We start from the raw sequence: 25923 nt of genomic DNA, 5'->3' as shown, positions 1-25923 counted from the left end.
TTGGAAAGAAAACGGTTGGGTCTGCTATCATTTTAAGTAATCATAAATTAGAAAGGAATGTTCAATATGCCAGATCAATTAACGGTCTACAACCCGGCTACGGGCGAGGAGATCAAAACGATTCCTCAGCAATCAGCCAAAGACGTAGAAGAAGCCATTGAACGTTCACATCAAGCGTTTAAAACGTGGTCTAAAACATCAGCGAACGAAAGAGCGTCTCTTTTGAAAAAATGGTATGAGCTGATTGTTGAACATAAAGAAGAACTTGCAGATTTAATTACAAAGGAAAACGGAAAACCGTATCAGGAAGCGGTCGGCGAGGTCCTATACGGCGCAGGCTATATCGAATGGTTCGCAGAGGAAGCGAAGCGAGTGTACGGAAGAACGGTCCCTGCTCCGACAACTGGTAAACGAATTGTCGTTACACGCCAGCCTGTCGGTCCTGTTGCTGCCATCACGCCTTGGAATTTCCCAAATGCGATGATTACACGCAAAGCGGCGCCTGCTCTTGCTGCCGGCTGTACGTTTATCATCAAGCCGGCACCGGACACACCGCTGTCTGCCTATGAGCTTGCGCGCCTCGCATATGAAGCGGGTATTCCGAAGGACGTTCTTCAAGTTGTCATCGGCGATGGAGAAGAAATTGGAAATGTGTTCACAAGCAGTCCGAAAATCCGCAAAATTACGTTCACAGGATCAACGCCGGTAGGAAAAATCCTCATGAAGAATAGTGCGGACACCGTGAAACATGTTTCCATGGAGCTCGGCGGTCATGCTCCGCTGATCGTGGATGAAGATGCAAACATTGACCTTGCCGTTGAACAGGCGATGGTGTCTAAATACCGAAACGCGGGCCAAACATGCGTATGTGCGAACCGCCTGATCGTTCATGAATCCATCAAAGATGACTTTGCGGCGAAACTGAGCGAGCAAGTGTCTAAGCTGAAAGTCGGAAATGGACTTGAAGAGGGCGTCAATGTCGGCCCGATTATTAACAAAAGAGGCTTTGAAAAAATCGTCAGCCAAATTGATGATGCGGTTGAAAAAGGTGCAAAAGTTCTCGCTGGGGGCACGTATGACCGAAACGATGACAAAGGCTGCTACTTCGTCAACCCGACAGTACTCGCCGATGTAGATACGTCCATGAATATCATGCACGAGGAAACATTCGGCCCGGTTGCACCGATCGTTACGTTTTCTGATATTGACGAGGCGATTCAGCTTGCCAACGATACACCGTACGGCCTAGCTGCTTACTTTTTCACAGAAAACTACCGCCGCGGCATCTATATATCCGAAAATCTTGAGTACGGGATTATCGGCTGGAATGACGGCGGACCTTCAGCGGTTCAAGCGCCATTCGGCGGAATGAAAGAAAGCGGCATCGGCCGCGAAGGCGGTTCGGAAGGCATCGAGCCGTACCTTGAAACAAAATATATGTCCATCGGTTTGTAAAAGAATGCAAGCTCCTGAGAGCTGCCGGATCTTCCGGCAGCTCTTTTTGTTGTTCCGGTGAATAAACCCAGTGATTCCAGACAAAATAACAGCAAATACATTTTGAAAGAAGGTTCCCCAACAATGGATTTATTATTGGCTCTTCTCCCGGCTTTGTTTTGGGGGAGCATTGTTCTCTTCAATGTGAAATTAGGCGGCGGGCCGTACAGCCAGACACTGGGAACGACGATCGGTGCGCTCATTGTTTCTATCGTTATTTACTTTTTTGTTCAGCCCGTTCTGTCACTGCGCATTTTTATTGTTGGCATCGTATCCGGCTTATTTTGGTCACTTGGGCAGGCCAACCAGCTGAAAAGCATTGAATTGATGGGTGTATCTAAAACAATGCCGATTTCCACAGGAATGCAGCTCGTTTCCACATCGCTGTTCGGTGTGATCGTGTTCCGTGAATGGTCAACACCGATTGCGATTACGCTTGGCATTCTCGCTCTGATCTTTATCATTGTGGGAATTATTCTCACATCTTTGGAAGATAAGAAGGATAAAAAGGAGGGCGAGCCAAGCAACTTGAAAAAGGGCATTTTGATTCTCCTTGTCTCGACTCTTGGTTATTTGGTTTATGTAGTCGTGGCTAGATTGTTCAATGTGTCCGGCTGGTCCGCGCTGCTTCCTCAGGCGATTGGCATGGTGGTTGGGGGGTTAATTTTAACCTATAGACACAACCCCTTTAACAAATATGCGATCAGAAATATTCTCCCAGGCTTAATCTGGGCAGGCGGAAATATGTTTTTGTTTATTTCTCAGCCGAAAGTCGGCGTCGCAACAAGCTTTTCCCTCTCACAAATGGGAATTGTCATTTCAACGCTGGGCGGCATTTTCATCCTGCGTGAAAAGAAAACAAAACGCCAGCTTATTGCGATTGCCATCGGGATTGCACTGATTATTGCTGCCGCTGTATTTTTAGGAATCGCCAAAACGAATTCATAACAATTGAGGAGGATGTATATGTATCCAGATTTAAAAGGAAAAGTCGTTGCCATTACAGGAGCTGCATCAGGTCTTGGAAAAGCCATGGCCATTCGCTTCGGCAAGGAGCAGGCAAAAGTGGTCATCAACTATTATAGTGATAAGCAGGATCCAAACGAGGTAAAAGAAGAGGTCATCAAGGCGGGCGGTGAAGCCGTAATCGTCCAAGGAGATGTCACGAAAGAGGAAGATGTAAAAAATATTGTGCAAACTGCGATTAAAGAGTTCGGCACTCTCGATATCATGATTAATAATGCTGGTCTTGAAAATCCCGTTCCTTCTCATGAAATGCCGCTGAAGGATTGGGATAAAGTCATCAGCACGAACTTAACAGGTGCCTTTTTAGGAAGCCGTGAAGCGATTAAATATTTTGTTGAAAACGATATAAAAGGAAATGTCATTAATATGTCGAGCGTACATGAAGTGATTCCGTGGCCGTTATTTGTTCACTATGCGGCAAGTAAAGGCGGAATTAAGCTGATGACGGAAACATTGGCGCTGGAATATGCGCCGAAGGGCATTCGTGTCAACAATATCGGGCCAGGTGCGATCAACACGCCAATCAATGCTGAAAAATTTGCTGATCCTAAGCAGAGAGCAGATGTAGAAAGCATGATTCCGATGGGATATATCGGTGAACCGGAGGAAATTGCGGCAGTAGCAGTCTGGCTTGCTTCGAAGGAAGCCAGCTACGTCACAGGCATCACGTTATTCGCGGACGGCGGTATGACACAATATCCTTCCTTCCAGGCAGGACGCGGATAAATCTAAAAAAGCGACCCAGAACTCATCTGGATCGCTTTTTTATTACGCACGCTTTTTCTTTACAAGCGCTGCTACAGATAAAATAATGGCTGCCGCAGACAGCACAATCGCTGTGATGTCGAGAGCTGAAGAGCCTGAGTCCTCAGAATCGTCTTCCGTTTTCGTAGCGCCGTGCTCATCTGTCACTTGCTTTGCAGCGGTGATGTTTGTAATGGAGTGAGGTGTATCCGCATCCTCGTCACCTGTCCATTCGACAATACTGCCGTCTTTGTAATATTGGTATGCATCCCAAGCGGCTTCCTCCGCTTTATCAGGGTTTTTGGCAACAAAGGTAAACTGCTGGAACTGTCCTTCCTGAATGCCGCCGTCAGTTGCTTCCCACGTCACTGACACTGATTTGTCATCGTGTTTCTGAGTGGATACCTTCCAGCCTGGAATTGGCTCGTATTGCTGGAATTCAACATCCTTCGGCATTTTGAGGACGACCTTCGTTGTCGGCAGGTTTTTCTCAGAAGGAACTTTCATTGTATACGTCTCCCAAGAGCCTGCAGCGGATTCAGCAGGCTTTACAGTAACGTGCGCGCTGGCAGGGGCCGTAAAGAATAAGAGAGAGCCGATAATAGCCGGACATAGTGTGAATGCGATTTTTTTTAACAACTCAAACACTCCTTTAATTGGTCTTTGTAAACATGATATTGATTTCGTTAAAGTCTCCGGTCAGCCCATGGACTTTGATCTTCCAGTTTCCCTTTTCATTAATGGATAGGTTTTCATCCTGAAAGACGCCTTTGGTTTTCTCTTTTAATTGAAACGTGCTTTTGTTTTCGCTGCCTGACAGGCCTGTTTTGTAAATTGTTAACGTGATTTGCTGGATGTTTTTCACCGGTTCGCCGTTATGGTCAGTGACCCGCAGCTCAAATTCGTTTTTGCCTGGCTGGTTCGGGCTGATGCTGAGAGAAACGCTTTGTCCGTTCTCAATCGCTTTCGTTTGGAAGAACGGTTCCGGTGCCGGCTCAGGCGGGCTTGGCAGGCTTGTAAACACGGCCGCTGTGATCAATACAGCGATGCCGATTGCCCATTCCGCTTTCAGCGTTCGGCTGATTCCTGTACGGCGCTGCTTTCTGGTGAGCAGAAAATGAATCGCGCCCAAGGCCAGCATCAAAATAAATAGTCCGCTTTTCACTAAAAGAGCTTGGCCGTACGCTGTATGGAACAGTGAATCCATCGATCGAATGATAAAAAATCCATTGAGCAAGCCCGAAAACAAAATGACGCCGACTGCAGTAAGCGCCCACGGGGAGAACCGGCTTACCGTTTCCCATGAGAGCGTTTTGTCAGGCTGCCTCCATTCCTTTGCGAGCAGCAAAACGAGTGCCGCTATTCCGCCGACCCAAATGGAAGCGGAAGATAAATGAAGGAAATCCATTAAAATACCGACTGATTTTTCTTCAACGACAGCTGCATGACCGGTAAACGCTTTGGCAAGCAGGAGACCGAAAAAGAAAATGAGCGGCGCTGTCCAATAGCCAAAGGACGAAAAGCGGTTTTTGCGTATCGCAGGGATGACAGACAGTGCAAGCAGCACGTACAGCACGGTTTGTATGATCCAAATGGTGCCGCCTGCTGTCTCAAGCAGTGTTTCCCTGATGTAGCCCGGCTGAAAGGCGCTGCCCCAGCCGCCGCCCGCGTTCACTTTTGTTTGAATGGGAAGCTGAAGCAAAAGCGCCAGCCCCAATGCAGCGACCGAGACAATCAGGATACGTCTCGTCCGTCTGGCAAGCTGCTGTGAATCTCCTTTATACCAGAAGAGATGGAAGAAAACCGTCCCGATAAACAGAGATAAGGCTGTGTACAAAATCGCGCGGTCTGCGGCTGTTGCGGGGTTCAGCGCCGAGCCGGCGGCTTTTTGGCTGCTGAATCCGCCGTCCGCTTTCCCGATGCTGAACGGAATGACGCCGGAAACCGGATGCCCGTCCGCGGATACGGCATTCCATTCCGCTCTGTACACATCATGCGGCAAATTCTTTTTCAGCTTCACAGTCATGATGTGATTATTATCTTTTTTGATTTCAGTCTTATCTGTATCCACCCGATCGCCGTTTGAATTATAGACTTTAATGTAATGAAATCCTTCTTCAACCGGTTCATTAAATTCGATTTCCACCTGTGAAGGGGCGCTTTTTAATTCGCTGTTTTCCCCAGGTGAAGATGTAACAATATAGGCGTGAGCAAAGCTTGTTTTCGGCAGGAAAACAAGAAAAAGCAGTAGGATGATCCACCATCTGTTTCGCTTCATACTCAGACACCACCTTCCGCTGTATATGTTGTGTTATTTCTGGGTGCAGGTGCAGCGTTTTTTTCTGTCTTGAAGCATGTCCTCCAGCGCCTGGTCGAAGGTGCGGACGGCTCCGCCGAATCCTTTTTGAAACCGTTCAGCATGGTCGAGTGTCGCAAACGGAATCGCCTGAGGCTGGCAGCAATGCAGGTTTAATTCAGTGTTGACGACGAAATAAGCCGAGCTGGCACTGACCGTTGTGTGTAACAGAAAATCTCTGCAAATCAAGTGTGAAACCTCTTCCGTTTTATCTGCGTAACGCAAAAACGCACAATGTGCGCAGCATAGCTGTTCAATGTCTTGGTTTACCGTAATCAGCTGAACCGAATGGGCTTGATTGACCGGCTTCAGGCAATAGCTGCACATATGATCCGCTTGAGGTGTACGGGCTGGGAGCGTGATGCCGCCGGCCGTTTTAATGACCTGATTTGACTGAACAAGCTGATTGACATCTCTGTATACCGTCATTTCCGAAACGCCGAACCTTGCGCTGATGTCAGAGACTCTGAGCGCGCCTTCTTCTTTCAGCCACTTCAGTATGTGCTGCTGTCTATTAATCGGAAGCATTCATACATCCCCTCCAATAAGATCTATTTAAGCGTAGAGGATTTTCAAGACAGAGACAAGTAAGCTGGTGATAAAAAATGTGAAAATGTGTTGAACAGCAACAAAACGAAACAGAAGGGACTCTGGTATAATAGACATATGGAATGGAAAGTGAGGAATACCCTATGAAAGATACACTATGCCCGAACTGCGGCAAACCTTTGACAGGCGACATGGTCAGATCATCAAATGTGCCTTGTCAATTTCGCTGCGGACACTGCCGTGAACGGCTTCATGAATATAAAGTATCAGCTCCGATCATGCTGGTGTCATTAGCAGTCATCGTGCTGCTCATTTATCTTTTGCTGCTCCTCCGCAATGCGGCAGGCTCAATGATACCGGCCGTACAGCACGTGCCGATGGCTGTTTTTGCGCTTGTGTGCGCCTATCCCGTTTTTATTGTGAGTGAGCGGATGATCGCCAAGTACGTGATTCAAAACGGCAGCATTATCTATAGAGGAAAGAGAAAAGGCTCCTGATACCAGGAGCCTTCAGCGTGTCGACAAACCCTCGCATTCGTTGTCAGGCCTGCGCGTCGGTGCTCACGAATTAGAACATTCGCTGTGCTCCAATGCTCGGCCTTCCTAGACTTCAAGGGTTTTCAATCACGCTGAAAAGATGACAAAATGCTAAGTTGAAAACCATTTTAGCATTTTGTCATCAATCTGAAGGCTCCTAATACCAGGAGCCTTTTTATTTTTTAAAAAATTGTCACACCCATGTGCCAAAGTCCTCTTTACTTTCGATTGTATAGGGACTGTAAGCGTTTTAACATAGAGTCAAAGAGAAGCACCATTCTCTGAACATATCTTTGTATCTTACAGCGACAAACAAGGAGGGTTTATATATGCAGCAAGATCAGCAAGGCGGCATGAAAGTGAAAGTGCAGCGCTTCGGGAGTTATTTGAGCGGAATGATCATGCCGAATATCGGCGCGTTTATTGCGTGGGGCATCATTACCGCGCTGTTTATTCCGGCGGGATGGTTTCCGAATGAACAGCTGAATACACTTGTCAGCCCGATGATCACATATTTACTGCCGCTTTTGATAGCGTATACAGGCGGAAAAATGATTTACGACCACCGCGGCGGAGTCGTCGGGGCGACAGCGGCAATCGGGGTGATTGTCGGGTCGGATATTCCAATGTTTTTAGGTGCAATGATTATGGGTCCGCTTGGCGGATACCTCATTAAACAGACTGATAAATTGTTCAAGGATAAAGTCAAACAAGGCTTTGAAATGCTGATTAACAACTTTACGGCAGGGATTGTCGGCGCAGCTTTAACGATTCTCGCGTTTTACGCTATCGGCCCGGTTGTCCTGACGTTAAACAAATTGCTGGCAGCAGGTGTGGAAGTCATTGTACACGCTAATTTACTGCCTGTAGCCAGCGTTTTTGTAGAACCGGCGAAAGTGTTGTTCCTAAACAACGCCATTAACCATGGAATCTTAAGTCCAATCGGAATCGAGCAAGCAGCCCAAACGGGAAAATCAATTCTGTTTTTAGTAGAAGCAAACCCTGGACCGGGGCTCGGCATTTTGCTGGCATACATGTTCTTTGGCAAAGGTTCTTCAAAATCAACGGCTCCCGGCGCGGCGATCATTCATTTCTTCGGCGGGATTCACGAGATTTACTTCCCGTACATTTTGATGAAACCGGCCTTGATTCTGGCGGCCATTGCCGGCGGAGCCAGCGGACTCTTAACGTTTACCATCTTTAATGCAGGACTTGTTGCAGCAGCGTCACCGGGAAGCATCATCGCATTAATGGCGATGACACCAAGAGGCGGCTACTTCGGCGTATTGGCGGGTGTATTGGTCGCAGCGGCTGTTTCGTTCATCGTATCAGCAGTGATCCTGAAATCTTCAAAAGCAAGCGAAGAGGACCTAGCTGCCGCAACTGAAAAAATGCAGTCCATGAAGGGGAAGAAAAGCCAGGCAGCCGCTGCTTTAGAAGCGGAAAAAACGAAAGCTGAGGAAGCGTCTGAGCTGTCTCCTGAAAGCGTAAATAAAATCATCTTCGCATGTGATGCGGGAATGGGATCAAGTGCCATGGGAGCATCGATCTTAAGAAACAAAGTGAAAAAAGCGGAGCTTGACATCAGTGTGACCAACACAGCTATTAACAATCTGCCAAGCGATGCGGACATTGTCATCACCCACAAAGATTTAACAGATCGCGCGATAGCAAAGCTGCCGAACGCGACGCACATATCAGTGGATAACTTCTTAAACAGCCCGAAATATGACGAGCTTATTGAAAAGCTTAAAAAGTAATCTCATAGAAAGAGAGTGATACTCATGCAAGTACTCGCAAAGGAAAATATTAAACTCAATCAAACGGTATCATCAAAAGAAGAAGCCATCAAAATGGCGGGGCAGACGCTGATTGACAACGGCTATGTAACAGAAGACTACATTGGCAAAATGTTTGAGCGGGAGGAAACGTCTTCTACTTTTATGGGGAATTTCATTGCCATTCCACACGGCACAGAAGAAGCCAAAAATGAAGTGCTCCACTCTGGAATCTCAATCATACAGATTCCAAACGGTGTCGAGTATGGAGAAGGCAACACGGTAAAAGTGGTATTCGGCATTGCGGGCAAAAATAATGAGCATTTGGATATTTTGTCTAACATCGCCATCATTTGCTCAGAAGAAGAAAACATTGAACGCCTGATCTCTGCTAAAAGCGAAGAAGATTTGATCGCCATCTTCAACGAGGTGAACTGACATGATCGCCTTACATTTCGGTGCGGGAAATATCGGGAGGGGGTTTATCGGCGCGCTGCTTCACCATTCCGGCTATGATGTGGTGTTTGCGGATGTGAACGATACGATGGTCAGCCTCCTCAATGAAAAAAAGGAATATACAGTGGAGCTGGCAGAAGAGGGGCATTCATCAGAGGTAATCGGTCCGGTCAGTGCCATCAATAGCGGCAGCCAGCCGGAGGAACTGTATCGGCTGATCAATGAAGCAGCGCTCATCACAACAGCGGTCGGCCCGAACGTGCTAAAGCTGATTGCTCCGTCTATCGCAGAAGGGTTAAGACGAAGAGACGCTTCAAACACACTGAATATCATTGCCTGCGAAAATATGATTGGCGGGAGCAGCTTTCTAAAGAAAGAGATATACAGCCATTTAACAGAAGCGGAGCAGGAGTCCGTCGGTGAAACGGTCGGTTTTCCGAATTCCGCCGTTGACCGAATCGTGCCGATTCAGCATCATGAAGATCCGCTCAAAGTATCGGTTGAACCGTTTTTTGAATGGGTCATTGATGAATCAGGCTTTAAAGGGAAAACACCAGCCATAAACGGCGCGCTGTTTGTTAATGATCTGACGCCGTACATCGAAAGAAAGCTGTTTACAGTCAACACCGGTCACGCGGTGACAGCGTATGTCGGCTATCAGCGCGGACTCAAAACGGTCAAAGAAGCAATCGATCATCCGGAAATCCGCCGTGTCGTTCATTCGGCGCTGCTTGAAACCGGTGACTATCTCATCAAAACGTATGGCTTTAAGCAAGCCGAACACGAACAATATATCAAAAAAATCATCGGACGCTTTGAAAATCCATTCATTACGGACGATGTGACCCGCGTGGCAAGATCACCTCTCAGAAAACTGGGAGAGAATGATAGACTCGTAGGCCCGGCAAAGAAAATAAAAGAGCCGAATGCACTGGCGGAAGGGATTGCCGCAGCACTGCGCTTTGATTTCACCGGTGATCCTGAAGCGGTTGAACTGCAAGCGCTGATCGAAAAAAAAGGATACAGCGGCGTGCTTCAAGAGGTGTGCGGCATTCAGTCTCATGAACCGCTGCATGCCATCGTTTTAAAGAAACTTAATCAATAACCGACCCGTGACAGCATGTCACGGGCTTTTTTTACCATCTCGCAATCTAGTATAATAGAAAACGCTTACGATAACAGGGGAAGGAGAATGACAATGAAACAATTCGAGATTGCGGCAATACCGGGAGATGGAGTAGGAAAAGAAGTTGTGGCGGCTGCTGAGAAAGTGCTTCATACAGCTGCTGAGATGCACGGAGGTTTGTCATTCTCATTTACGGCTTTTCCATGGAGCTGTGATTATTACATGGAACACGGCGAAATGATGCCTGAAGACGGAATACATACGCTTACTCAATTCGAAGCGGTTTTCTTGGGGGCGGTCGGAAATCCGAAGCTGGTTCCCGATCATATTTCATTATGGGGGCTGCTGCTGAAAATCCGGAGGGAGCTTGAGCTTTCCATTAATATGAGACCTGCCAAACAAATGGCAGGCATAACGTCGCCGCTTCTTCATCCAAATGATTTTGATCTTATGGTGATTCGCGAGAACAGTGAAGGCGAATACAGTGAAGTCGGCGGACGCATTCACAGGGGCGATGATGAAATCGCCATTCAGAATGCCGTATTTACGAGAAAAGCGACAGAACGTGTCATGCGGTTTGCCTTCGAATTGGCGGAAAAACGGCGCGGCCATGTGACAAGTGCGACAAAGTCTAATGGCATTTATCACGCGATGCCGTTTTGGGATGAAGTCTTTCAGCAGACTGCTGCTGATTACAGCGGAATCGAAACATCATCCCAGCATATTGATGCGCTGGCCGCTTTTTTTGTGACGCGTCCTGAAACGTTTGACGTCATTGTGGCAAGCAACCTGTTCGGTGATATTTTAACCGACATCAGCTCAAGCCTGATGGGAAGCATCGGCATTGCGCCGTCTGCGAACATCAACCCGTCCGGCAAATATCCATCCATGTTCGAACCGGTTCACGGCTCAGCTCCTGACATTGCCGGCCAGGGCCTTGCCAATCCAATTGGCCAGATTTGGACAGCGAAACTGATGCTTGACCATTTCGGAGAGGAAGAGCTGGGAGCAAAGATTCTCGACGTGATGGAACAAGTAACAGCTGACGGCATCAAAACACGCGACATTGGCGGACAAAGCACAACGGCTGAGGTCACGGGCGAAATCTGTGCGCGTTTAAAAAAACTTTGATAAAACAGGGCGGGGCGGTTTTTCTGCCTCGTTTTTTATGATGGAAAGCGTTTTGAAGAAGAGTGATCTGTCAAAATAAACCGAATCAGGGTTGGCGAAGCCATGAAGAGCATCAAATTGATATATCGTCAAATGGGGCTGCTGTTTTTCCCGCAGTTTTTTGATGAGAAGCGCAACGTCAAAAGACGGTTCATAAGAAGGGAAAAACAATAGGACCGGGCATGCAGGTATGTGGTCAAGAGAATCGCGTATCCGGGAACCGTAATAACAAACAGCTCCGCTCACCTCAGGCATCCTGCTGCATTTCCATGCGATCGTTGCGCCCGCGCTGAATCCAATCACAAAGATGCGCCGTCCTGCGTTTTGCCTGATCAAGTTCTGGATGATGATTTCTCCTATTTTCAGCCGTTCGTGTCTGGTAAACTGTTCGTATGCTGTTTTTGCCTCTTGAAGTGTGTAGACTTCACCATCTCCGAGCAGGTTGGGTGTTACCACATCATATCCAGCCATTTTGATCAGCCGGGCGATTTTTTTCATATGGCTGTTTACACCGTATATTTCGTGAGCGAGAATGACGAGCGGTTTTTGGGGCATAACGGTCTCCTTTGCGTTTTTTCCATTATATCCTATTATTCAGCTTAAGGCTGATATATAATAGTTCAAAAAGGAGTAAATAGAATGAACTCATTATCTTTGCCTCACCGCTATCCGTTTTTGTTTATTGATGGCGTGACGGAAAGCGAGCCCGGCAACCGAGCAACAGCGTATAAGCTGATCAGTGAGAACGACTGGTTTATCACTGACATGCAAACAGAAATGCCGTTTTCGCTTGTGATTGAAGCGCTTGCGCAAACCGCGGCTTTTACAGGGATTACAGATGAGAACAGCTTGGGCTTATTATCATCCGTGAAGAAAGCGGAAAAGCTGGGCGCAGCCATACCCGGTGACCGGCTTGATCTTACGTTTGAAGTCACGCGCAATCGGCGCGGGTTTGTGTTTGGACATGCCAAGGCGTCAGTAGGCGGCCAGCCTGTTGCTGAAGCTGAAATCGGCATTTATATTGAAAAATGAAAAAACCCTTCACAACGATTTGTGAGGGGTTCTATTATTTCGTATCGTAATCCCGTTCGCTTTGTGAGTGGTCTCTTTGCTGCCGTTTGTGTTTTTCATCCTTCATGTTTTCCTTCAGCTCTTCATTTGGAATCGGATCGGTTAAGTCATTATGTTCGGGGTTTTCATTTGGCCGGTTTTGCTGTTTTCTTTCTGTCATGTTGAATCACCTCACTGTTTGTTTTCCTCTTATCAGTGCGCCTCAAACATGTGAAATCGCTTTTTTGTTCCGCTGGGTATAATGTATTAGAATAGAAAGAAGCACAAGTAAAAGATAAAGAGAGGTACATATATGTCTATTCGAAGAGAAGATGTAGATATCAAGTTGATCGCAATTGATATGGATGGGACGCTGCTGAATGACGAGCAGCTGATCTCGGATGAAAACCGTAAAGCCATTCGTGAAGCCGAGGATAAGGGCGTATACGTGGTGATCAGCACAGGCCGGACGCTGATGACGTGCCGGGAGCTGGCGGAATCGCTGAAGCTGTCATCCTTTTTAATCACAGCAAATGGCAGCGAAATTTGGGATTCGAATTTTAATTTGGTCGAACGCAAGCTGCTCCATACAGATCATATTCAAATGATGTGGGATTTGCGGAATAAGCACAACGCCAATTTCTGGGCTTCTACCGTGAATAAAGTATGGAGAGGCGAGTTTCCGGAAAACATCACGGATCATGAATGGCTCAAATTCGGCTTTGACATTGAGGATGACGACATCCGAAACGAAGTGCTGGAGGAGCTGAGAAAAAACAAAGAGCTCGAAATTACAAATTCAAGCCCGACAAACATTGAAGTCAACGCGCTCGGCATCAACAAAGCCGCAGCCCTTGCGAAGGTTTCTGAAAAACTCGGCTTTACGATGGAGAATGTGATGGCGATGGGAGACAGCCTCAATGACATCGCGATGATCAAAGAAGCGGGTCTGGGCGTCGCGATGGGCAATGCACAAGACACCGTGAAAGAAACGGCTGATTGGATCACGGAGACAAATATTGAGGATGGTGTCGCAAAAGCGATTCGCCATTGGGTACTATAAAAAAAGGGAGTCCTAAGATGGACTCTCTTTTTTTAGTTTGGCAGGTTTTCTTCTGGGACCATGGTAGGTTTTCTGACAAAAGTATTTCACAAACTGATATGATTGAATTATAATGAAGCAAAGTTCAAAAATTCGGAATAGTCGTTCCGAATTTCGGAACAATAAAATACATAAAGCATATCGTTTGCTTTGGCAGGAGGGATTCTGTGTTTCAAGTTGATTTGAACTGTGATTTAGGAGAGAGCTTCGGAGCCTACACGATAGGCCTTGACCAAGATATTTTAGAGTATGTCACATCAGCGAACATCGCATGCGGATTTCATGCAGGAGATCCCGGTGTCATGCGGAAAACCGTCGCGCTTGCGGCAGAAAAAGGCGTAAAAATCGGCGCGCATCCGGGTTTGCCGGATTTACTCGGCTTTGGGCGCCGCACTATGGCGATTTCTCCTGAGGAAGCGTACGATCTAGTCGTCTATCAAATTGGCGCGCTCTCTGGTTTTCTAAAAGCAGAGGGACTTCACATGCAGCACGTCAAGCCGCATGGGGCTTTATATAATATGGCGGCAGTCGATCAAAAGCTGTCGGACGCCATCGCTGAAGCTGTCTATAAGGTTGATCCCGGCCTGGTTCTCTTCGGACTTGCTGAGAGCGAGCTCGTAAAAGCGGGAGAACGGATCGGACTGCAAACAGCGAGTGAAGTGTTCGCCGATAGAACATACCAAGCGGACGGCACATTGACGCCGCGCTCCCAGCCGGACGCACTCATTGAAAGCGATGCTGCCGCTGTCTCCCAGGTGATCAAGATGGTGAAAGAAGGGGCGGTCAAATCTCAGCAAGGCCATGATGTGTCATTAAAAGCAGATACGGTTTGCATCCATGGAGATGGAGCCCACGCGCTGACATTTGCGCAAAAAATCAGAAAAGAGCTCAAAACAGCAGGAATTGAAGTGACCGCTATTTCAGCACAGAAGTCAACATAAAGGAGGAACAATAGATGGAGCAGCAGAAAAAAACAGCGGGAAAAAAAGCAGGCAGCTGGTCATTGCTGATGGGTGCCGCCTTTTTAATGGCGACATCGGCGATCGGGCCGGGTTTCCTGACACAAACCGCAACATTCACAAACACACTCGCGGCAAGCTTCGGTTTTGTCATCTTAATCTCTATTATTTTAGATATTTTCGCTCAAACGAATGTATGGCGCATCATCGCAGTGTCTGGAAAACGCGGTCAGGAAATTGCGAATATGGTGCTTCCGGGACTGGGGTATTTCATCGCCATTCTCGTCGTGCTTGGCGGACTTGCTTTTAATATCGGGAATATCGGAGGCGCCGGTCTCGGTCTTCAAGTTCTATTCGGCATTACCCCAGAAACTGGCGCTTTGATCAGTGCTGTCATTGCCATTTTAATCTTTTTAATTAAAGAAGCAGGAAAAGCGATGGACCGTTTTACGCAAATTGCGGGCTTTGCCATGATCATCTTAACACTGTACGTTGCAATCACGTCTGCACCGCCAGTCGCACAGGCTGCGGCAAACACCTTTGCCCCTGAACAAATCAGTATATTCGCAATTGTAACACTTGTCGGCGGGACAGTCGGCGGATACATCACGTTTGCCGGGGGACACCGCTTGCTTGATGCTGGGATTAAAGGAAAGGAAGCGATTCCGCAGGTGACAAAAAGCTCAGTTGCCGGGATTTTAATTACATCTGTCATGCGAATTGCCCTTTTCTTAGCTGTGCTCGGCGTTGTGTCAAAAGGCCTGCACATCGATGAAAGCAACCCGGCGGCTTCTGTCTTCAAGCTGGCTGCTGGAAATGTCGGGTATAAAATTTTCGGATTGATCATGTGGTCTGCTGCCATTACCTCTGTTATCGGGGCAGCTTATACGTCTGTTTCGTTTTTTAAAACTTTTTCCCCGAAAATCGAAAAAAACTCACGCGGCATTATTATCGGATTTATCGTGATTTCTACGTTAGCTTTTGTCACAATCGGCCAGCCTGCGAAAATCCTCGTGCTTGTCGGATCACTGAATGGCTTAATTCTGCCGATTGCGCTCGGAACGCTGCTTATTGCCGCATATAAGAAAAAGATTATTGGTGATTATAAGCATCCGCTTTGGCTGACTGTTTCAGGTGCTTTTGTTGTCATCGTAATGGCTGTTATGGGAGTCTACACGTTATTTACACAACTTCCTAAATTGTGGAGCTGATAAATGTGGAGCAATTAAACAAAATGGCGCCGAAGGATGTGCGCGCCCTGGTACGAGAGGGAAAAATAAACGGGCCGACCGCAGGAATGTCCGGCGGCTATGCCCAAGCGAATCTTGTGATTTTGAAGAAAGACCTTGCGTTTGACTTTCTGCTGTTTTGCCAGCGGAATCAAAAGCCTTGCCCTGTGCTGGATGTGACAGAAGCAGGTTCACCTGTGCCGTCTCTGGCTGCGCCGGATGCTGATATCAGAACGGACTTTCCGAAATACCGTATATACAGGCACGGTGTCCTAACGGAGGAAGTATCTGATATTACACCATACTGGGAGGATGACTTTGTCGGCTTTCTGATCGGATGCAGTTTCTCTTTTGAACAGGCGCTGATCAATAATGGAATAGCTGTACGGCATATTGATGAGGGGACAAACGTCCCGATGTATAAAACGAATATTGATTGTGTTCCGGCGGGAGTGTTTCAAGGGCAGATGGTTGTCAGCATGAGGCCCGTTTCAGAACGACTGGCTGTACGCGCCGCACAAGTGACCTCGCGTTTTCCGGCTGTGCACGGAGGGCCGATCCATATCGGCAACCCGGGAGCTATCGGCATTCACGATCTCGACAAACCGGATTTCGGAGATGCCGTTTCCATTCGTGAATGCGAGGTTCCTATTTTTTGGGCGTGCGGGGTAACACCTCAAGCTGTGGCTATGAATGTAAAACCTGAAATGGTCATCACGCATGCGCCGGGGCATATGCTCATCACAGATATTCGAGACGAGTCGCTTGCGGTGCTGTAACCTCTCGTCCTCCTGATGAACGAGAAATAAAAGAGGTGAGAAAGATGACTGTACGATATCAAATCGAACAGCTCGGTGATTCTGCAATGATGATCCGATTCGGAGAAGAAATAAACGAGCAGGTTAACGGCCTTGTCCATGCCGCGGCCGCTTATATAGAAGAACAGCCATTTCCGGGATTCATTGAATGCATCCCGGCTTTTACAAGTCTGACAGTATTTTATGATATGTATGAAGTGTACAAGCATTTGCCTCATGGGATAAGCTCACCTTTTGAGAAGGCCAAGCGCGATGTCGAAGAGCGGCTGAAGGAAATAGCCGCTGACTATGAGAACAACCGCCGCATTGTAGAAATTCCCGTATGCTATGGCGGTGAATTCGGGCCGGATTTAGAAGAGGTTGCTAGGATTAATCAGCTGTCACCGGAGGAAGTCATCGACATTCATACCAGCGGTGAATATGTGGTGTATATGCTTGGCTTTGCTCCTGGTTTTCCCTTTTTAGGCGGGATGTCAAAACGCATTGCAGCTCCAAGAAAATCATCTCCAAGACCGTCGATCCCCGCAGGTTCAGTCGGTATTGCGGGATTGCAGACAGGAGTTTATCCGATTTCGACGCCGGGCGGCTGGCAGCTGATCGGGAAAACGCCGCTGGCTCTTTTCCGGCCGCAGGAAAACCCGCCAACATTACTGCGGGCGGGAGACACTGTGAAATTCGTACGCATCTCAGAAGGAGACTATCACGCCTATAAGGAGGAGTCCAATTGAGCATGAAAGTGTTAAAGCCCGGACTGCTCACGACGGTTCAGGATATAGGCAGAACGGGTTATCAAAAATACGGCGTTCTGGCAAGCGGAGCCATGGACACGGTTTCGCTGCGCATTGCTAATTTGCTGATCGGAAACAGCGAAAATGAAGCCGGTCTGGAAATTACGCTGATGGGGCCCGGTCCGTCGTTTTATTTTTCAAAAACGACGCTGATTGCGGTGACAGGGGCGGACTTCACTTTGCGTATTAATGACGAGGAAGCGCCTTTATGGAAGCCTGTGCTCGTCAAGGAAAACAGCACGGTCAGCTTTGGCCCCTGCAAACTTGGCAGCCGTGCTTATTTAGCGGCAGCCGGTGGCTTCGAAGTGCCTGCCGTCATGGAAAGCAAAAGCACGTACGTCAGAGCAGGGATCGGCGGACTTCATGGCAGAGCGCTTCAAAAGGAAGATGAACTATCCATTGGAGAGACGTCATCTCTTTCGCAAACCATTCTTTCCCGATTAAGCCCGCAGCTTGGAAAGCAGGGATTTGCAGCGCCGAAATGGTCGGTCAGCCGCGGGAGGTTTCTGCCATTAAAAAAGAATCCTGTCATTCGGGTGTTGGAAGGAAAACAATTCGGCTTTTTTACAGAAGAATCGAAAACGCGTTTTTATGAAGAAACATTTCGTGTCACGCCGCAGTCCGACCGTATGGGCTACAGGCTCAAAGGAGAACCGCTCGAACTGAAGGCACCGCTTGAGATGGTGTCAGAAGCGGTTTCGTTTGGAACAGTGCAGGTGCCGCCTGACGGCAACCCGATTATCCTGCTTGCTGACCGGCAAACGACCGGCGGCTATCCGAGGATCGCGCATATCGTATCCGCTGATCTTCCGATTGTCTCCCAAATCATGCCGGGCGAGCACGTCCAGTTTGAACCTGTATCTCTTCAGGAAGCGGAAGCGCTTGCGATTGAACGGGAACAGCATATAAAAGAACTGAAAACGAGAATGAAGATGGAATGGCTAACATAACAAAGGGGATGAATGATGCAGAATAAAAACAAAACCGTAGTCAAATCTATGGCTCTGCTCAATTTGTTTTTGCATGAACCGTGCCTTACCTTAAGTGAACTGGTATCGCTGTCAGGAATGCCGAAAACCTCTGTTCATCGGATGGTCAGCTCTTTGGAGGAAATGGGGTTCCTCAATCGGGATTCGTCCGGCGTTTATTCGCTGGGACTGGTGTTTTTGGAATTCGGGCAGCTCGTCGCCGACAGGCTGGATATCAGAAAAATAGCGAAACCGGTAATGGAAGAGCTTTGCCGGGAAGTGGATGAGGCCGTGCAATTGATCATGAGGGACGGCAATGAAGCGATATACGTTGAGAAAATAGAAGGGACACAGACTGTGCGGCTGTACACGGCGATCGGCAGGCGTTCTCCTCTGTATGCAGGAGCGTGCGCCAGAAGCATTTTGTCCTTTCTCCCCCGGGAAGAAATCGAAACATACATCAAACAAACGGAGCTCATTTCAATTGGCTCCGGAACGATTACCGATCCCGAAAAACTGTTGCAGGAGATTGATGCCTCTGTGCAAAACGGCTATACCGTCAGCTATTCAGAGCTTGAAAACTATACAGCGTCTATCGGCGCCCCGATCTTTAACCATAAGCGCCAAGTGGCGGCCGGCATCAGCATTGCAGGCTTTGAAGCTAGATTTACAGAAGACAGGCTGCCTTATTTAACAGAAAAGGTGAAGGATGCCGCTTTACAGATTTCCAGAAAATTAGGGTATTCTTAAGTAGCCGATCTTTTCTCCGCTGCGTACATTAACGTATCGACATTCAGGAGTGGAGGAAAGAACATGGTGCTTCGATATACAGCACTGGGGGATTCTTTGACGACAGGGAGAGGCTCCGGGCTGTTTTCTCCCGGCTTCGTCCGACGTTTCGGAGACATGATGGAAGCTGACTTGAAAACAAAAACGGCAATATCCATCTTTGCCAAATCAGGCTTAAATACAGAAGAAATTCTGGGACTCCTGTCGTATCCCTATGTGCAAAAATGCATTCAAGATGCTGACATGGTGACCATCACAGGGTGCGGAAACGATCTCATCGATTCGGTCTTAGCCTATCAAACGTCTAAGGACGAAACGATTTTCAGCCGTGTATCCGCCCATTGCCATGAGAATTTTGAAAAGATGATTGCCAAAATCGCTGAGATCAAAGGAGAAAACCCGTCCCCGTACGCCATCCGTGTGTTCAACTTATACAATCCGTTTCCCGGCATTGAAATCGCTGGCAAATGGATCACGTCTTTTAATTCACATTTAGAAACACTTGCATCAGCACCTCATGTCAAAATTGCGGATGCCTACAGCATTTTCAAAGGTAAAGAGCAGGAATATCTGTCCTTTGACGGTGTCCATCCGAACAGCAAAGGCTACCAAGCGATGGCTGAAGCAGTTCACAAGTTAGGCTATAAAGAATTGTCAGTTTCATAGAAAACGCGCCTTATGACAGGGCGCGTTTTTTATGTGTGAATGAAATATTAAAAGAAACTTAAAATTCCCTGTCTCCTGTTCTACAGACAAAAAAAGTGCGCTAGAATAATGGAGGACGTAGGCAAATATAGCCATAACGTTCAATATTTCGTATATAAGGAAGGATGGTCCTTTTGTTTCGGATTTTTAAAATGTCTTTTGCTGTTATCATTATTGCACTGGCGCTTATTGCTTTTAAATATACGGAACACACCTCTGTTATCCAATCGGTCATGCTCGTCTTTCTTGGCGCCGTCATGTTTATGCAGGGGCTTGAAGAGCGCAAAAAAGAAAACGACGGCTCAGGCGCTTTTAATATTTATACCGCCGTTTTCGTATGGTCTGTCTCTCTCATCGGTTTTACACTTCATATTATATAAATCTATTTCACATCCTGAAAATGCTCGACCGTCGGGAACGGGGTATAGAACCGATGAAGCAAGGCTTTCCACTCTTGATACTCTGAAGAACCGCGAAAGCCTTCCGTATGGTCCTCAAGTGTTTCCCACTCCACAAGCAGCAGATATTTATGTGTTTCTTCCATGCATTTTGATAACGAGTGAGTGATATAGCCCTTCATGCCGGAAATGATCGGCACCGCTTGCCGGAATGCCTCCTCAAACTCTTCTTCAAGCCCTTCTTTAATGTGAAGCATTGCTGCCTCTCTGACCATGTCATCCCTTCTTTCCTTCTTTTCAAATAGTCTACAGCAAACGACAGGTGATTTCTGCAAAATCGGTGAACCTTTTCCTTCATTTTCAAAAAAATCTTGCACGCACCAATTCATTTAAGAGAAAATAACAAGTGGAAGGCAGGGGAAAGTCATGTTAAAAAAGTGTATTCTACTAGTATTTCTATGCGTCGGATTGATTGGGTTAATCGGATGCTCCAAAACAGATTCACCAGAGGATCGTATGGAAGCATTCGTGAAACAGTGGAACGATCAGCAATTCGATGACATGTATCAAAGCCTGACCAAAGATGTCAAAAAAGAAATCTCCAAAAAAGATTTCGTCAACAGGTATAAAACCATCTATGAGCAGGCAGGCGTAAAACATTTGAAAGTCACTGCGGGAGAAGTGGATGAGGACGATAAAGACAACAAAACGATGAAGCACATCCCGTATAAAGTCAGCATGGATACAAATGCGGGCAAAGTCAGCTTCAAAAATACCGCTGTGCTGAAAAAAGAAAAAACAGATGACGAGGAGTCATGGAATATAGATTGGGATCCATCGTTTATTTTCAAGCAGCTGGCTGATGACAAAACGGTACAAATTATGAGCATTGAACCGAAACGCGGCCAAATTTACGATAAAAACGGGAAAGGCTTAGCCATCAATACAGATGTTCCAGAGATCGGAATTGTTCCCGGAGAGCTTGGCGATAAAAAAGAAAAAGTCATAAAAGATCTCGCGAAAAAACTTGATTTGACTGAAGATGAAATCAAGAAAAAGCTGGATCAAGGCTGGGTGAAAGACGATTCGTTTGTGCCGGTCAAAAAGGTCAAGCCGGACCAGCAAAAATTAGTGTCTGAGGCGACGTCATTACAAGGTGTAACAAGAACGAATGTCGGCTCCCGCTACTATCCGTATGGCGAAAAGACAGCCCATTTGACAGGCTATGTCCGCGCCATCACTGCTGAAGAATTGAAGAAAAAGAAAGACGGAACGTACAGCGATACATCTAACATCGGCATCGCGGGACTTGAAAATGTGTATGAAGACAAACTAAGAGGCACAACCGGATGGAAAATCTACGTGCCGCAAACAGGAGAAGTCATCGCCGAAAAGAAAGCGAAGGACGGCGAGGATCTTCACCTCACAATTGATATCAACACGCAAACGAAGCTGTATGATGAATTGAAGGATGACAGCGGCACAGCAGTTGCACTGCAGCCGAAGACAGGTGAAACACTTGCTCTTGTCAGCGCACCTTCTTACGATCCAAACGGATTTATTTTCGGCTGGAGTGATAAGGAATGGAAAAAACTAAACGAAGATAAAAACAATCCGTTCTCAGCGAAATTCAACAAAACATACGCACCGGGTTCTACGATTAAACCGATCGCGGCGGCTATCGGAATCAAAAATGGCTCCCTTAAAGCAGATGAGAAGAAAACAATCAAAGGAAAAGAGTGGCAAAAGGATTCAAGCTGGGGCGGTTATTCAGTGACACGTGTGTCTGAGAGCCTTCAGCAAGTCGATTTGGAGAATGCCCTCATTACATCAGACAATATTTATTTTGCACAGAACGCGCTTGATATGGGTGCAGACAACTTTACAAAAGGGTTGAATACGTTTGGCTTCTCAGAGGACATTCCGTATGAATTCCCGATCCAGAAGTCGTCTATCGCAAATGACAAGCTCGATTCAGACATTTTGCTTGCGGATACAGGGTACGGACAAGGGCAAATGCAAATGTCTCCTCTTCACTTGGCAGCTTCTTACACGCCATTTGTTGACAACGGGGATCTTGTCAAACCGACATTGATCAAAAAAGACTCACAAACAGCAGATGTCTGGCACAAGCAAGTGGTCACGAAGGAAGGAGCGGCAGACATTACAAAAGGTCTGAAAGGCGTTGTGGAAGACGAGCGCGGATCAGCGTATCAGCCTGTCGTGAAAGGAATCACTGTTGCCGGAAAAACAGGAACAGCTGAGCTGAAAACATCAAAGGATGATAAAGACGGCGCAGAAAATGGCTGGTTCGTCGGCTACGATTACAAAAACAAAGACCTGCTTGTCGCCATGATGATTCAAAATGTGCAGGACCGCGGCGGCAGCCACTATGTTGTGGAGAAAGCGAAAAAGCTATTTCAATCGAATTAAAATGCCTTTTTGACGGGAGCGAAAGGATAAAGGGGATCTGAGGCCGAATGAACTAGTAAGGGGCAAGACCCGGTTTATCCAAAGAAAAGAGGGATTTTGCATGCAGCGTATTCAATTGGCGGAGGATCTTCAATTTTCAAGAGTCATACACGGGCTTTGGCGGCTGAATGAATGGGATTATTCAGATACTGAACTGCTCAGCCTCATTGAATGGTGTATCGATCACGGCATCACGACCTTTGATCATGCGGATATTTACGGAGGCTATACGTGCGAAAAACTGTTTGGAAACGCCCTTTCCCTTTCGCCCGGATTAAGGGAAAACATAGAGCTGGTCACAAAATGCGGCATCGTTCTTGAATCACCTGAACGTCCCGCTCACAGTTCGCATCACTACAACACAAGCAAGTCACATATTTTGGCATCTGTTGAGCAATCCCTTCTAAACCTTAGAACGGATTATATCGACGTGCTGCTGATTCATAGACCGGACCCGCTCATGGATCCGGAGGGAGTAGCAGAGGCGTTTCAGGCGCTGAAATGCTCCGGCAAGGTCAGACACTTCGGCGTTTCCAATTTTAAAGATCACCAGTATCGCATGCTGGAATCGTATTTGCCTGAGAAGCTCGTGACCAACCAAATTGAGCTTTCGGCATATGAATTAGAAAATGTACTCGACGGCACTTTGAACTTGTGCCAAGAAAAACGGATTCCGCCAATGGCTTGGTCACCGCTCGCAGGCGGCAAAGTATTCACTGGTAACACAGGTAAAGACCGCCGTGTCCGCACGGCGCTTGAATCTGTTCAGGCGGAAATCGGAGCCGCTTCATTGGACGAGGTGATGTATGCATGGCTGTTTACGCATCCGGCCGGCATCATGCCGATTGTCGGAAGCGGAAAACGCGAGCGGATTTCCTCCGCCGTAAACGCGTTGGCATACAAGCTTGATCAGGATCAGTGGTTCCGCATTTTTACAGCCGTACAGGGTTATGATATTCCTTAACAAAAAGCATCAGCATAGCAGCTGGTGCTTTTTCAATATTGTCACACCCCTTAGTGCCAAATTACCATTTATAAGTGATTGAAACTTGTTTGAAAGCGTTTTATATTATAAAGAAAACCTCTCTTTTTCCTCTCCTGTATCTCCTTGCGACTTCATCCGCACATCACGACTGTCTAGGAGGCCTTTTTTTATGTACATGACTGCCAGAGAACAAAAGCTTTTAAAGCACTTGTTATTACAAAATCGATATGTAACCGTAACTGAGCTTGCGGAGCTGATGGAAGTCAGCACGAGAACCATTCACAGGGAGCTCAAATCAATTAAGCCGCTAATGGAAACCGTCGGGCTTACGCTCGATAAACAGCCTGGCAAAGGGTTGAAGGCAGTGGGAAGTCCCGAAGATAAACAAAAGCTGCTCACCGATTTATCATATGAACAGCATGAATATAGCGCGGACGAACGGAAACTGCTTATTCTCTGTTCGTTATTAGAGTCTCAGGAACCTGTCAAGCTGTACACGCTAGCTCATGACCTGCAAGTAACGAATGCAACGGTCAGCTACGACTTAGACGAGCTGGAGAAATGGATTTCTCCCTTTGGATTGACACTGATCCGTAAAAGAGGTTTTGGCATCCAGCTCATTGGGCCGGAGAATGCAAAACGTAAAATTGTCGGCAACCTGATTGTGAACCGCCTCGACATCCAAATGTTTTTGGAAGCGGTTGAATTAAACATCAAAGGAAAAACTGATTCTACAGAGAAAATGTTCGGCGTAGTCAGCAAAGGCGAGCTGTTAAAAATGGAGCGTATCTTATTTCAGATGAAAGAAAAAATCGCTTTTTCATTGTCAGACAGCTCCTATATAGCGCTCGTCGTCCATCTGACGTATGCGATCGAACGGATTAAGCTTGGGGAAACCATTACCATGGAGCCAACCGAGCTTGAGGAACTGAAGAATGCGAAAGAATACAGCTCGGCTCTTGAAATCGCGGGCGAGCTTGAACGTGCCTTCGGCGTGACGATTCCGGAGGCGGAGGTCGGCTATATTACGATCCATCTTCGAAGCGCCAATCGCAAATACAAAACAGAATATAAAGCACAGGAAATCGAACTGGAAACAGCCCTGCAAACAAAGCGGCTTATTGCGTTTATTTCAGACAAAATCAGGATGGATCTTACGAAAAACTACTCTTTATATGAAGGCTTGATTGCCCACTTGGAGCCGGCCGTCAGCCGCATAAAAGAGAATATCGAGATATATAACCCGATGAAGGAACAGATCAAGCGCGATTACTTTCTGCTGTATATGGCAATTGAAGAAGGCGTGGAAAAGTATTTTCCGGGTATGTCCTTTTCTGATGATGAGATCGCTTTTATCGTCCTGCACTTCGGGTCTGCCCTTGAAATCAAAAAAGAAGGAGCAAAAGTGAAAGCGCTTGTCGTTTGCTCAAGCGGGATCGGCTCTTCGAAAATGCTTGCTTCCAGACTAAAGAAAGAACTGCCGGAAATTCAATCGTTTGATATGTCATCCTTGATTGAGCTGAAGGGCAAAGACGTCCAAGCCTATGATATGATCGTTTCCACCGTTCCGATTCCTTACGAAAACATTGATTACATTATGGTCAGCCCCCTTTTAAATGAGGAAGACGCAAACCAGGTGAAGCAGTATATCAAGCGGAAAATTCCGCTCATTCTTGAGAAAAAAAGAATCCCGATAGAAGAAGCGCAGCAAGCGGACGTACCTGACATGCTGGAAGCGGCGGAAAGCATAGGACAGTACATGTCCGTCATTCAGGATGTTTTGAGGCACTTTACACTATCTCACCTTAAAACAAACCCGGATCATAGTATGCTTCTGTTAGAGCTTTTTCAACAGCTGAAGAAAGATGGCTTGATCCGTGATCCGAAAAAAGCGGCAGTTTGCCTGGCGGAGCGGGAGAAACAAGGGGGATTGGGGATCCCGGGGACAAACATGGCGCTTTATCATCTCAAAAATGATGAAATCGTCCTGCCTTTTTTCAAAATGTATGATCTCAGCACCTCTTATGAAGTGAATGGCATGGACGGAAATACCCTCAGCATGACACGCATTCTCGTCATGATGGCGCCTGGCTCATTATCTGCTGAAGGATCGGAGATTTTAAGCGCGATCAGCTCCGCCATTATCGAGAGCAGAGAAAGCATGGCGGGGTTTCAGGAAGAGGGAGAGCAAGAACTGTACCAGCGGTTAAATCGCATATTTTTCACATGGATGAAGGAAAAAAACATACTGTAATCCGGCATGGCACACGTCAAAAAATTGGCGTGTGTTTTTATGTGGAGAGGGTACAAAATAAGCAAAAGTGGGACTATTTTATCATTCAGTAATGGAATAATTCCAAAATGAAATAGTTTTACAAGTTATCTTTTTTGGGTTAAAATGGGTGAGGTAAGGAAGGAAATCTAA

General features: G+C 46.9%; 27 protein-coding genes. 21 read left to right on the top strand and 6 right to left on the bottom strand.

Translation table 11 applies throughout. The features are described from left to right. Window positions 1-66 precede the first annotated feature (66 nt). The 3 genes from gabD (at window position 67) to gdh (ending at window position 3246) form a co-directional block, all read left to right on the top strand. Window positions 67-1455: a succinate-semialdehyde dehydrogenase gene (gene gabD / locus AC4CV5_RS18190; protein ID WP_166854286.1), complete on the top strand. Its 1389-nt coding sequence runs from the start codon at window positions 67-69 to the stop codon at window positions 1453-1455. Between the two features lie 123 nt (window positions 1456-1578). Then, window positions 1579-2442, top strand: coding sequence for a glucose uptake protein GlcU (gene glcU / locus AC4CV5_RS18185; RefSeq protein WP_490923517.1), 864 nt, complete (start codon window positions 1579-1581; stop codon window positions 2440-2442). 18 nt (window positions 2443-2460) lie between these two features. After that, complete coding sequence (gene gdh / locus AC4CV5_RS18180) at window positions 2461-3246, top strand: glucose 1-dehydrogenase (protein ID WP_222143552.1); 786 nt, start codon at window positions 2461-2463, stop codon at window positions 3244-3246. A gap of 42 nt (window positions 3247-3288) precedes the next feature. Here gdh and AC4CV5_RS18175 read toward each other — a convergent pair whose 3' ends face one another. From AC4CV5_RS18175 to cutR, 3 genes are read right to left on the bottom strand one after another with little or no spacing between them, the layout of a single operon-like run. After that, the gene (locus AC4CV5_RS18175; RefSeq protein WP_248602441.1) at window positions 3289-3903 is read right to left on the bottom strand and encodes a YcnI family copper-binding membrane protein; all 615 of its coding nucleotides are present in this window, start codon (window positions 3901-3903) and stop codon (window positions 3289-3291) included. A gap of 13 nt (window positions 3904-3916) precedes the next feature. Beyond that, window positions 3917-5542 (bottom strand): copper transporter YcnJ, encoded by a 1626-nt coding sequence (ycnJ, locus tag AC4CV5_RS18170; RefSeq protein WP_490923515.1) that lies wholly within the window; start codon window positions 5540-5542, stop codon window positions 3917-3919. A 33-nt stretch (window positions 5543-5575) separates the two neighbouring features. Next, window positions 5576-6148, bottom strand: coding sequence for a copper uptake transcriptional regulator CutR (gene cutR / locus AC4CV5_RS18165; protein ID WP_166854281.1), 573 nt, complete (start codon window positions 6146-6148; stop codon window positions 5576-5578). Between the two features lie 164 nt (window positions 6149-6312). Here cutR and AC4CV5_RS18160 point away from each other — a divergent pair, with 164 nt between their 5' ends. From AC4CV5_RS18160 to AC4CV5_RS18140, 5 genes are all read left to right on the top strand, one after another. Further along, window positions 6313-6666 (top strand): hypothetical protein, encoded by a 354-nt coding sequence (locus AC4CV5_RS18160; protein ID WP_166854280.1) that lies wholly within the window; start codon window positions 6313-6315, stop codon window positions 6664-6666. A gap of 368 nt (window positions 6667-7034) precedes the next feature. After that, the gene (locus tag AC4CV5_RS18155; protein WP_490923514.1) at window positions 7035-8465 is read left to right on the top strand and encodes a PTS mannitol transporter subunit IIBC; all 1431 of its coding nucleotides are present in this window, start codon (window positions 7035-7037) and stop codon (window positions 8463-8465) included. Between the two features lie 24 nt (window positions 8466-8489). Next, on the top strand, window positions 8490-8921 hold the full coding sequence (locus tag AC4CV5_RS18150) for a PTS mannitol transporter subunit IIA (protein ID WP_326222630.1): 432 nt from the start codon (window positions 8490-8492) through the stop codon (window positions 8919-8921). Window position 8922: 1 nt separating this feature from the next. Then, a complete protein-coding gene (locus tag AC4CV5_RS18145) occupies window positions 8923-10044 on the top strand; it encodes a mannitol-1-phosphate 5-dehydrogenase (RefSeq protein WP_166854277.1) in 1122 nt (373 codons plus the stop codon). Between the two features lie 87 nt (window positions 10045-10131). After that, window positions 10132-11196, top strand: coding sequence for a tartrate dehydrogenase (locus AC4CV5_RS18140; RefSeq protein ID WP_222143557.1), 1065 nt, complete (start codon window positions 10132-10134; stop codon window positions 11194-11196). Here the strand turns inward: AC4CV5_RS18140 and AC4CV5_RS18135 are convergent. Continuing rightward, window positions 11182-11790 (bottom strand): dienelactone hydrolase family protein, encoded by a 609-nt coding sequence (locus AC4CV5_RS18135; RefSeq protein WP_326222629.1) that lies wholly within the window; start codon window positions 11788-11790, stop codon window positions 11182-11184. The two genes, AC4CV5_RS18140 and AC4CV5_RS18135, sit on opposite strands and share 15 nt — an antisense overlap. Before the next feature lie 84 nt (window positions 11791-11874). On the opposite strand from AC4CV5_RS18135, the gene AC4CV5_RS18130 reads away from it, so the two are divergent. Then, entirely contained in the window at window positions 11875-12267 is a 393-nt protein-coding gene (locus AC4CV5_RS18130) for a 3-hydroxyacyl-ACP dehydratase FabZ family protein (protein ID WP_166854274.1), read from the top strand. Between the two features lie 34 nt (window positions 12268-12301). Here AC4CV5_RS18130 and AC4CV5_RS18125 read toward each other — a convergent pair whose 3' ends face one another. Further along, window positions 12302-12466, bottom strand: coding sequence for a YczO family protein (locus AC4CV5_RS18125; protein WP_373924174.1), 165 nt, complete (start codon window positions 12464-12466; stop codon window positions 12302-12304). Between the two features lie 132 nt (window positions 12467-12598). On the opposite strand from AC4CV5_RS18125, the gene AC4CV5_RS18120 reads away from it, so the two are divergent. The 9 genes from AC4CV5_RS18120 (at window position 12599) to AC4CV5_RS18080 (ending at window position 20023) form a co-directional block, all read left to right on the top strand. Next, window positions 12599-13348 (top strand): phosphoglycolate phosphatase, encoded by a 750-nt coding sequence (locus tag AC4CV5_RS18120; protein WP_166854272.1) that lies wholly within the window; start codon window positions 12599-12601, stop codon window positions 13346-13348. A gap of 206 nt (window positions 13349-13554) precedes the next feature. Further along, window positions 13555-14328, top strand: coding sequence for a 5-oxoprolinase subunit PxpA (locus AC4CV5_RS18115; RefSeq protein ID WP_222143560.1), 774 nt, complete (start codon window positions 13555-13557; stop codon window positions 14326-14328). A 14-nt stretch (window positions 14329-14342) separates the two neighbouring features. Beyond that, window positions 14343-15557 carry an NRAMP family divalent metal transporter gene (locus tag AC4CV5_RS18110; protein WP_222143561.1) on the top strand — a complete coding sequence of 405 codons (1215 nt, stop codon included), beginning with the start codon at window positions 14343-14345 and terminating at the stop codon, window positions 15555-15557. 5 nt (window positions 15558-15562) lie between these two features. Next, window positions 15563-16354 carry a putative hydro-lyase gene (locus AC4CV5_RS18105; protein ID WP_282707825.1) on the top strand — a complete coding sequence of 264 codons (792 nt, stop codon included), beginning with the start codon at window positions 15563-15565 and terminating at the stop codon, window positions 16352-16354. Between the two features lie 44 nt (window positions 16355-16398). Beyond that, window positions 16399-17121, top strand: a complete 723-nt coding sequence (pxpB, locus tag AC4CV5_RS18100) for a 5-oxoprolinase subunit PxpB (protein WP_222143562.1) — start codon at window positions 16399-16401, stop codon at window positions 17119-17121. 2 nt (window positions 17122-17123) lie between these two features. Then, window positions 17124-18131, top strand: coding sequence for a 5-oxoprolinase subunit PxpC (gene pxpC / locus AC4CV5_RS18095; protein WP_222143658.1), 1008 nt, complete (start codon window positions 17124-17126; stop codon window positions 18129-18131). 15 nt (window positions 18132-18146) lie between these two features. Next, window positions 18147-18899, top strand: a complete 753-nt coding sequence (locus tag AC4CV5_RS18090; RefSeq protein ID WP_456520994.1) for an IclR family transcriptional regulator — start codon at window positions 18147-18149, stop codon at window positions 18897-18899. Between the two features lie 63 nt (window positions 18900-18962). Next, window positions 18963-19604: a spore germination lipase LipC gene (lipC, locus tag AC4CV5_RS18085; RefSeq protein WP_222143563.1), complete on the top strand. Its 642-nt coding sequence runs from the start codon at window positions 18963-18965 to the stop codon at window positions 19602-19604. Between the two features lie 173 nt (window positions 19605-19777). Beyond that, entirely contained in the window at window positions 19778-20023 is a 246-nt protein-coding gene (locus tag AC4CV5_RS18080) for a YczI family protein (protein WP_003225068.1), read from the top strand. Window positions 20024-20025: 2 nt separating this feature from the next. On the opposite strand, the gene AC4CV5_RS18075 is transcribed toward AC4CV5_RS18080, so the two are convergent. After that, window positions 20026-20316: an antibiotic biosynthesis monooxygenase family protein gene (locus AC4CV5_RS18075; protein WP_222143564.1), complete on the bottom strand. Its 291-nt coding sequence runs from the start codon at window positions 20314-20316 to the stop codon at window positions 20026-20028. 151 nt (window positions 20317-20467) lie between these two features. Between AC4CV5_RS18075 and pbpC the strand changes: the two genes are divergently transcribed. The 3 genes from pbpC to mtlR all read left to right on the top strand — a co-directional run bounded on the left by pbpC (window position 20468) and on the right by mtlR (window position 25752). Then, window positions 20468-22474 carry a penicillin-binding protein 3 gene (gene pbpC, locus AC4CV5_RS18070; RefSeq protein WP_490923509.1) on the top strand — a complete coding sequence of 669 codons (2007 nt, stop codon included), beginning with the start codon at window positions 20468-20470 and terminating at the stop codon, window positions 22472-22474. Window positions 22475-22574: 100 nt separating this feature from the next. After that, window positions 22575-23477: an aldo/keto reductase gene (locus AC4CV5_RS18065; protein ID WP_166854265.1), complete on the top strand. Its 903-nt coding sequence runs from the start codon at window positions 22575-22577 to the stop codon at window positions 23475-23477. Window positions 23478-23667: 190 nt separating this feature from the next. Next, window positions 23668-25752 (top strand): mannitol operon transcriptional activator MtlR, encoded by a 2085-nt coding sequence (gene mtlR, locus AC4CV5_RS18060; protein WP_166854264.1) that lies wholly within the window; start codon window positions 23668-23670, stop codon window positions 25750-25752. The last annotated feature ends 171 nt before the right edge of the window (window positions 25753-25923 follow it).

It is taken from the genome of Bacillus sp. NS1, assembly GCF_058248265.1.
The sequence above is the reverse complement of the archived record's forward strand: the minus strand, read 5'-3'. Positions and strand labels throughout refer to the sequence as shown.

Coding starts and splice junctions, on each gene's coding strand:
- AC4CV5_RS18120 (WP_166854272.1), top strand. CDS start 12,599: ATGTCTATTCGAAGAGAAGATGTAGATATCAAGTTGATCGCAATTGAT.
- AC4CV5_RS18065 (WP_166854265.1), top strand. CDS start 22,575: ATGCAGCGTATTCAATTGGCGGAGGATCTTCAATTTTCAAGAGTCATA.
- AC4CV5_RS18155 (WP_490923514.1), top strand. CDS start 7,035: ATGCAGCAAGATCAGCAAGGCGGCATGAAAGTGAAAGTGCAGCGCTTC.
- cutR (WP_166854281.1), bottom strand. CDS start 6,148: ATGCTTCCGATTAATAGACAGCAGCACATACTGAAGTGGCTGAAAGAA.
- AC4CV5_RS18150 (WP_326222630.1), top strand. CDS start 8,490: ATGCAAGTACTCGCAAAGGAAAATATTAAACTCAATCAAACGGTATCA.
- glcU (WP_490923517.1), top strand. CDS start 1,579: ATGGATTTATTATTGGCTCTTCTCCCGGCTTTGTTTTGGGGGAGCATT.
- AC4CV5_RS18160 (WP_166854280.1), top strand. CDS start 6,313: ATGAAAGATACACTATGCCCGAACTGCGGCAAACCTTTGACAGGCGAC.
- lipC (WP_222143563.1), top strand. CDS start 18,963: ATGGTGCTTCGATATACAGCACTGGGGGATTCTTTGACGACAGGGAGA.
- ycnJ (WP_490923515.1), bottom strand. CDS start 5,542: ATGAAGCGAAACAGATGGTGGATCATCCTACTGCTTTTTCTTGTTTTC.
- mtlR (WP_166854264.1), top strand. CDS start 23,668: ATGTACATGACTGCCAGAGAACAAAAGCTTTTAAAGCACTTGTTATTA.
- AC4CV5_RS18135 (WP_326222629.1), bottom strand. CDS start 11,790: ATGCCCCAAAAACCGCTCGTCATTCTCGCTCACGAAATATACGGTGTA.
- AC4CV5_RS18075 (WP_222143564.1), bottom strand. CDS start 20,316: ATGGTCAGAGAGGCAGCAATGCTTCACATTAAAGAAGGGCTTGAAGAA.
- pxpC (WP_222143658.1), top strand. CDS start 17,124: ATGAAAGTGTTAAAGCCCGGACTGCTCACGACGGTTCAGGATATAGGC.
- gdh (WP_222143552.1), top strand. CDS start 2,461: ATGTATCCAGATTTAAAAGGAAAAGTCGTTGCCATTACAGGAGCTGCA.
- AC4CV5_RS18130 (WP_166854274.1), top strand. CDS start 11,875: ATGAACTCATTATCTTTGCCTCACCGCTATCCGTTTTTGTTTATTGAT.
- AC4CV5_RS18140 (WP_222143557.1), top strand. CDS start 10,132: ATGACAATGAAACAATTCGAGATTGCGGCAATACCGGGAGATGGAGTA.
- pbpC (WP_490923509.1), top strand. CDS start 20,468: ATGTTAAAAAAGTGTATTCTACTAGTATTTCTATGCGTCGGATTGATT.
- AC4CV5_RS18145 (WP_166854277.1), top strand. CDS start 8,923: ATGATCGCCTTACATTTCGGTGCGGGAAATATCGGGAGGGGGTTTATC.
- AC4CV5_RS18110 (WP_222143561.1), top strand. CDS start 14,343: ATGGAGCAGCAGAAAAAAACAGCGGGAAAAAAAGCAGGCAGCTGGTCA.
- AC4CV5_RS18090 (WP_456520994.1), top strand. CDS start 18,147: ATGCAGAATAAAAACAAAACCGTAGTCAAATCTATGGCTCTGCTCAAT.
- AC4CV5_RS18125 (WP_373924174.1), bottom strand. CDS start 12,466: ATGACAGAAAGAAAACAGCAAAACCGGCCAAATGAAAACCCCGAACAT.
- pxpB (WP_222143562.1), top strand. CDS start 16,399: ATGACTGTACGATATCAAATCGAACAGCTCGGTGATTCTGCAATGATG.
- gabD (WP_166854286.1), top strand. CDS start 67: ATGCCAGATCAATTAACGGTCTACAACCCGGCTACGGGCGAGGAGATC.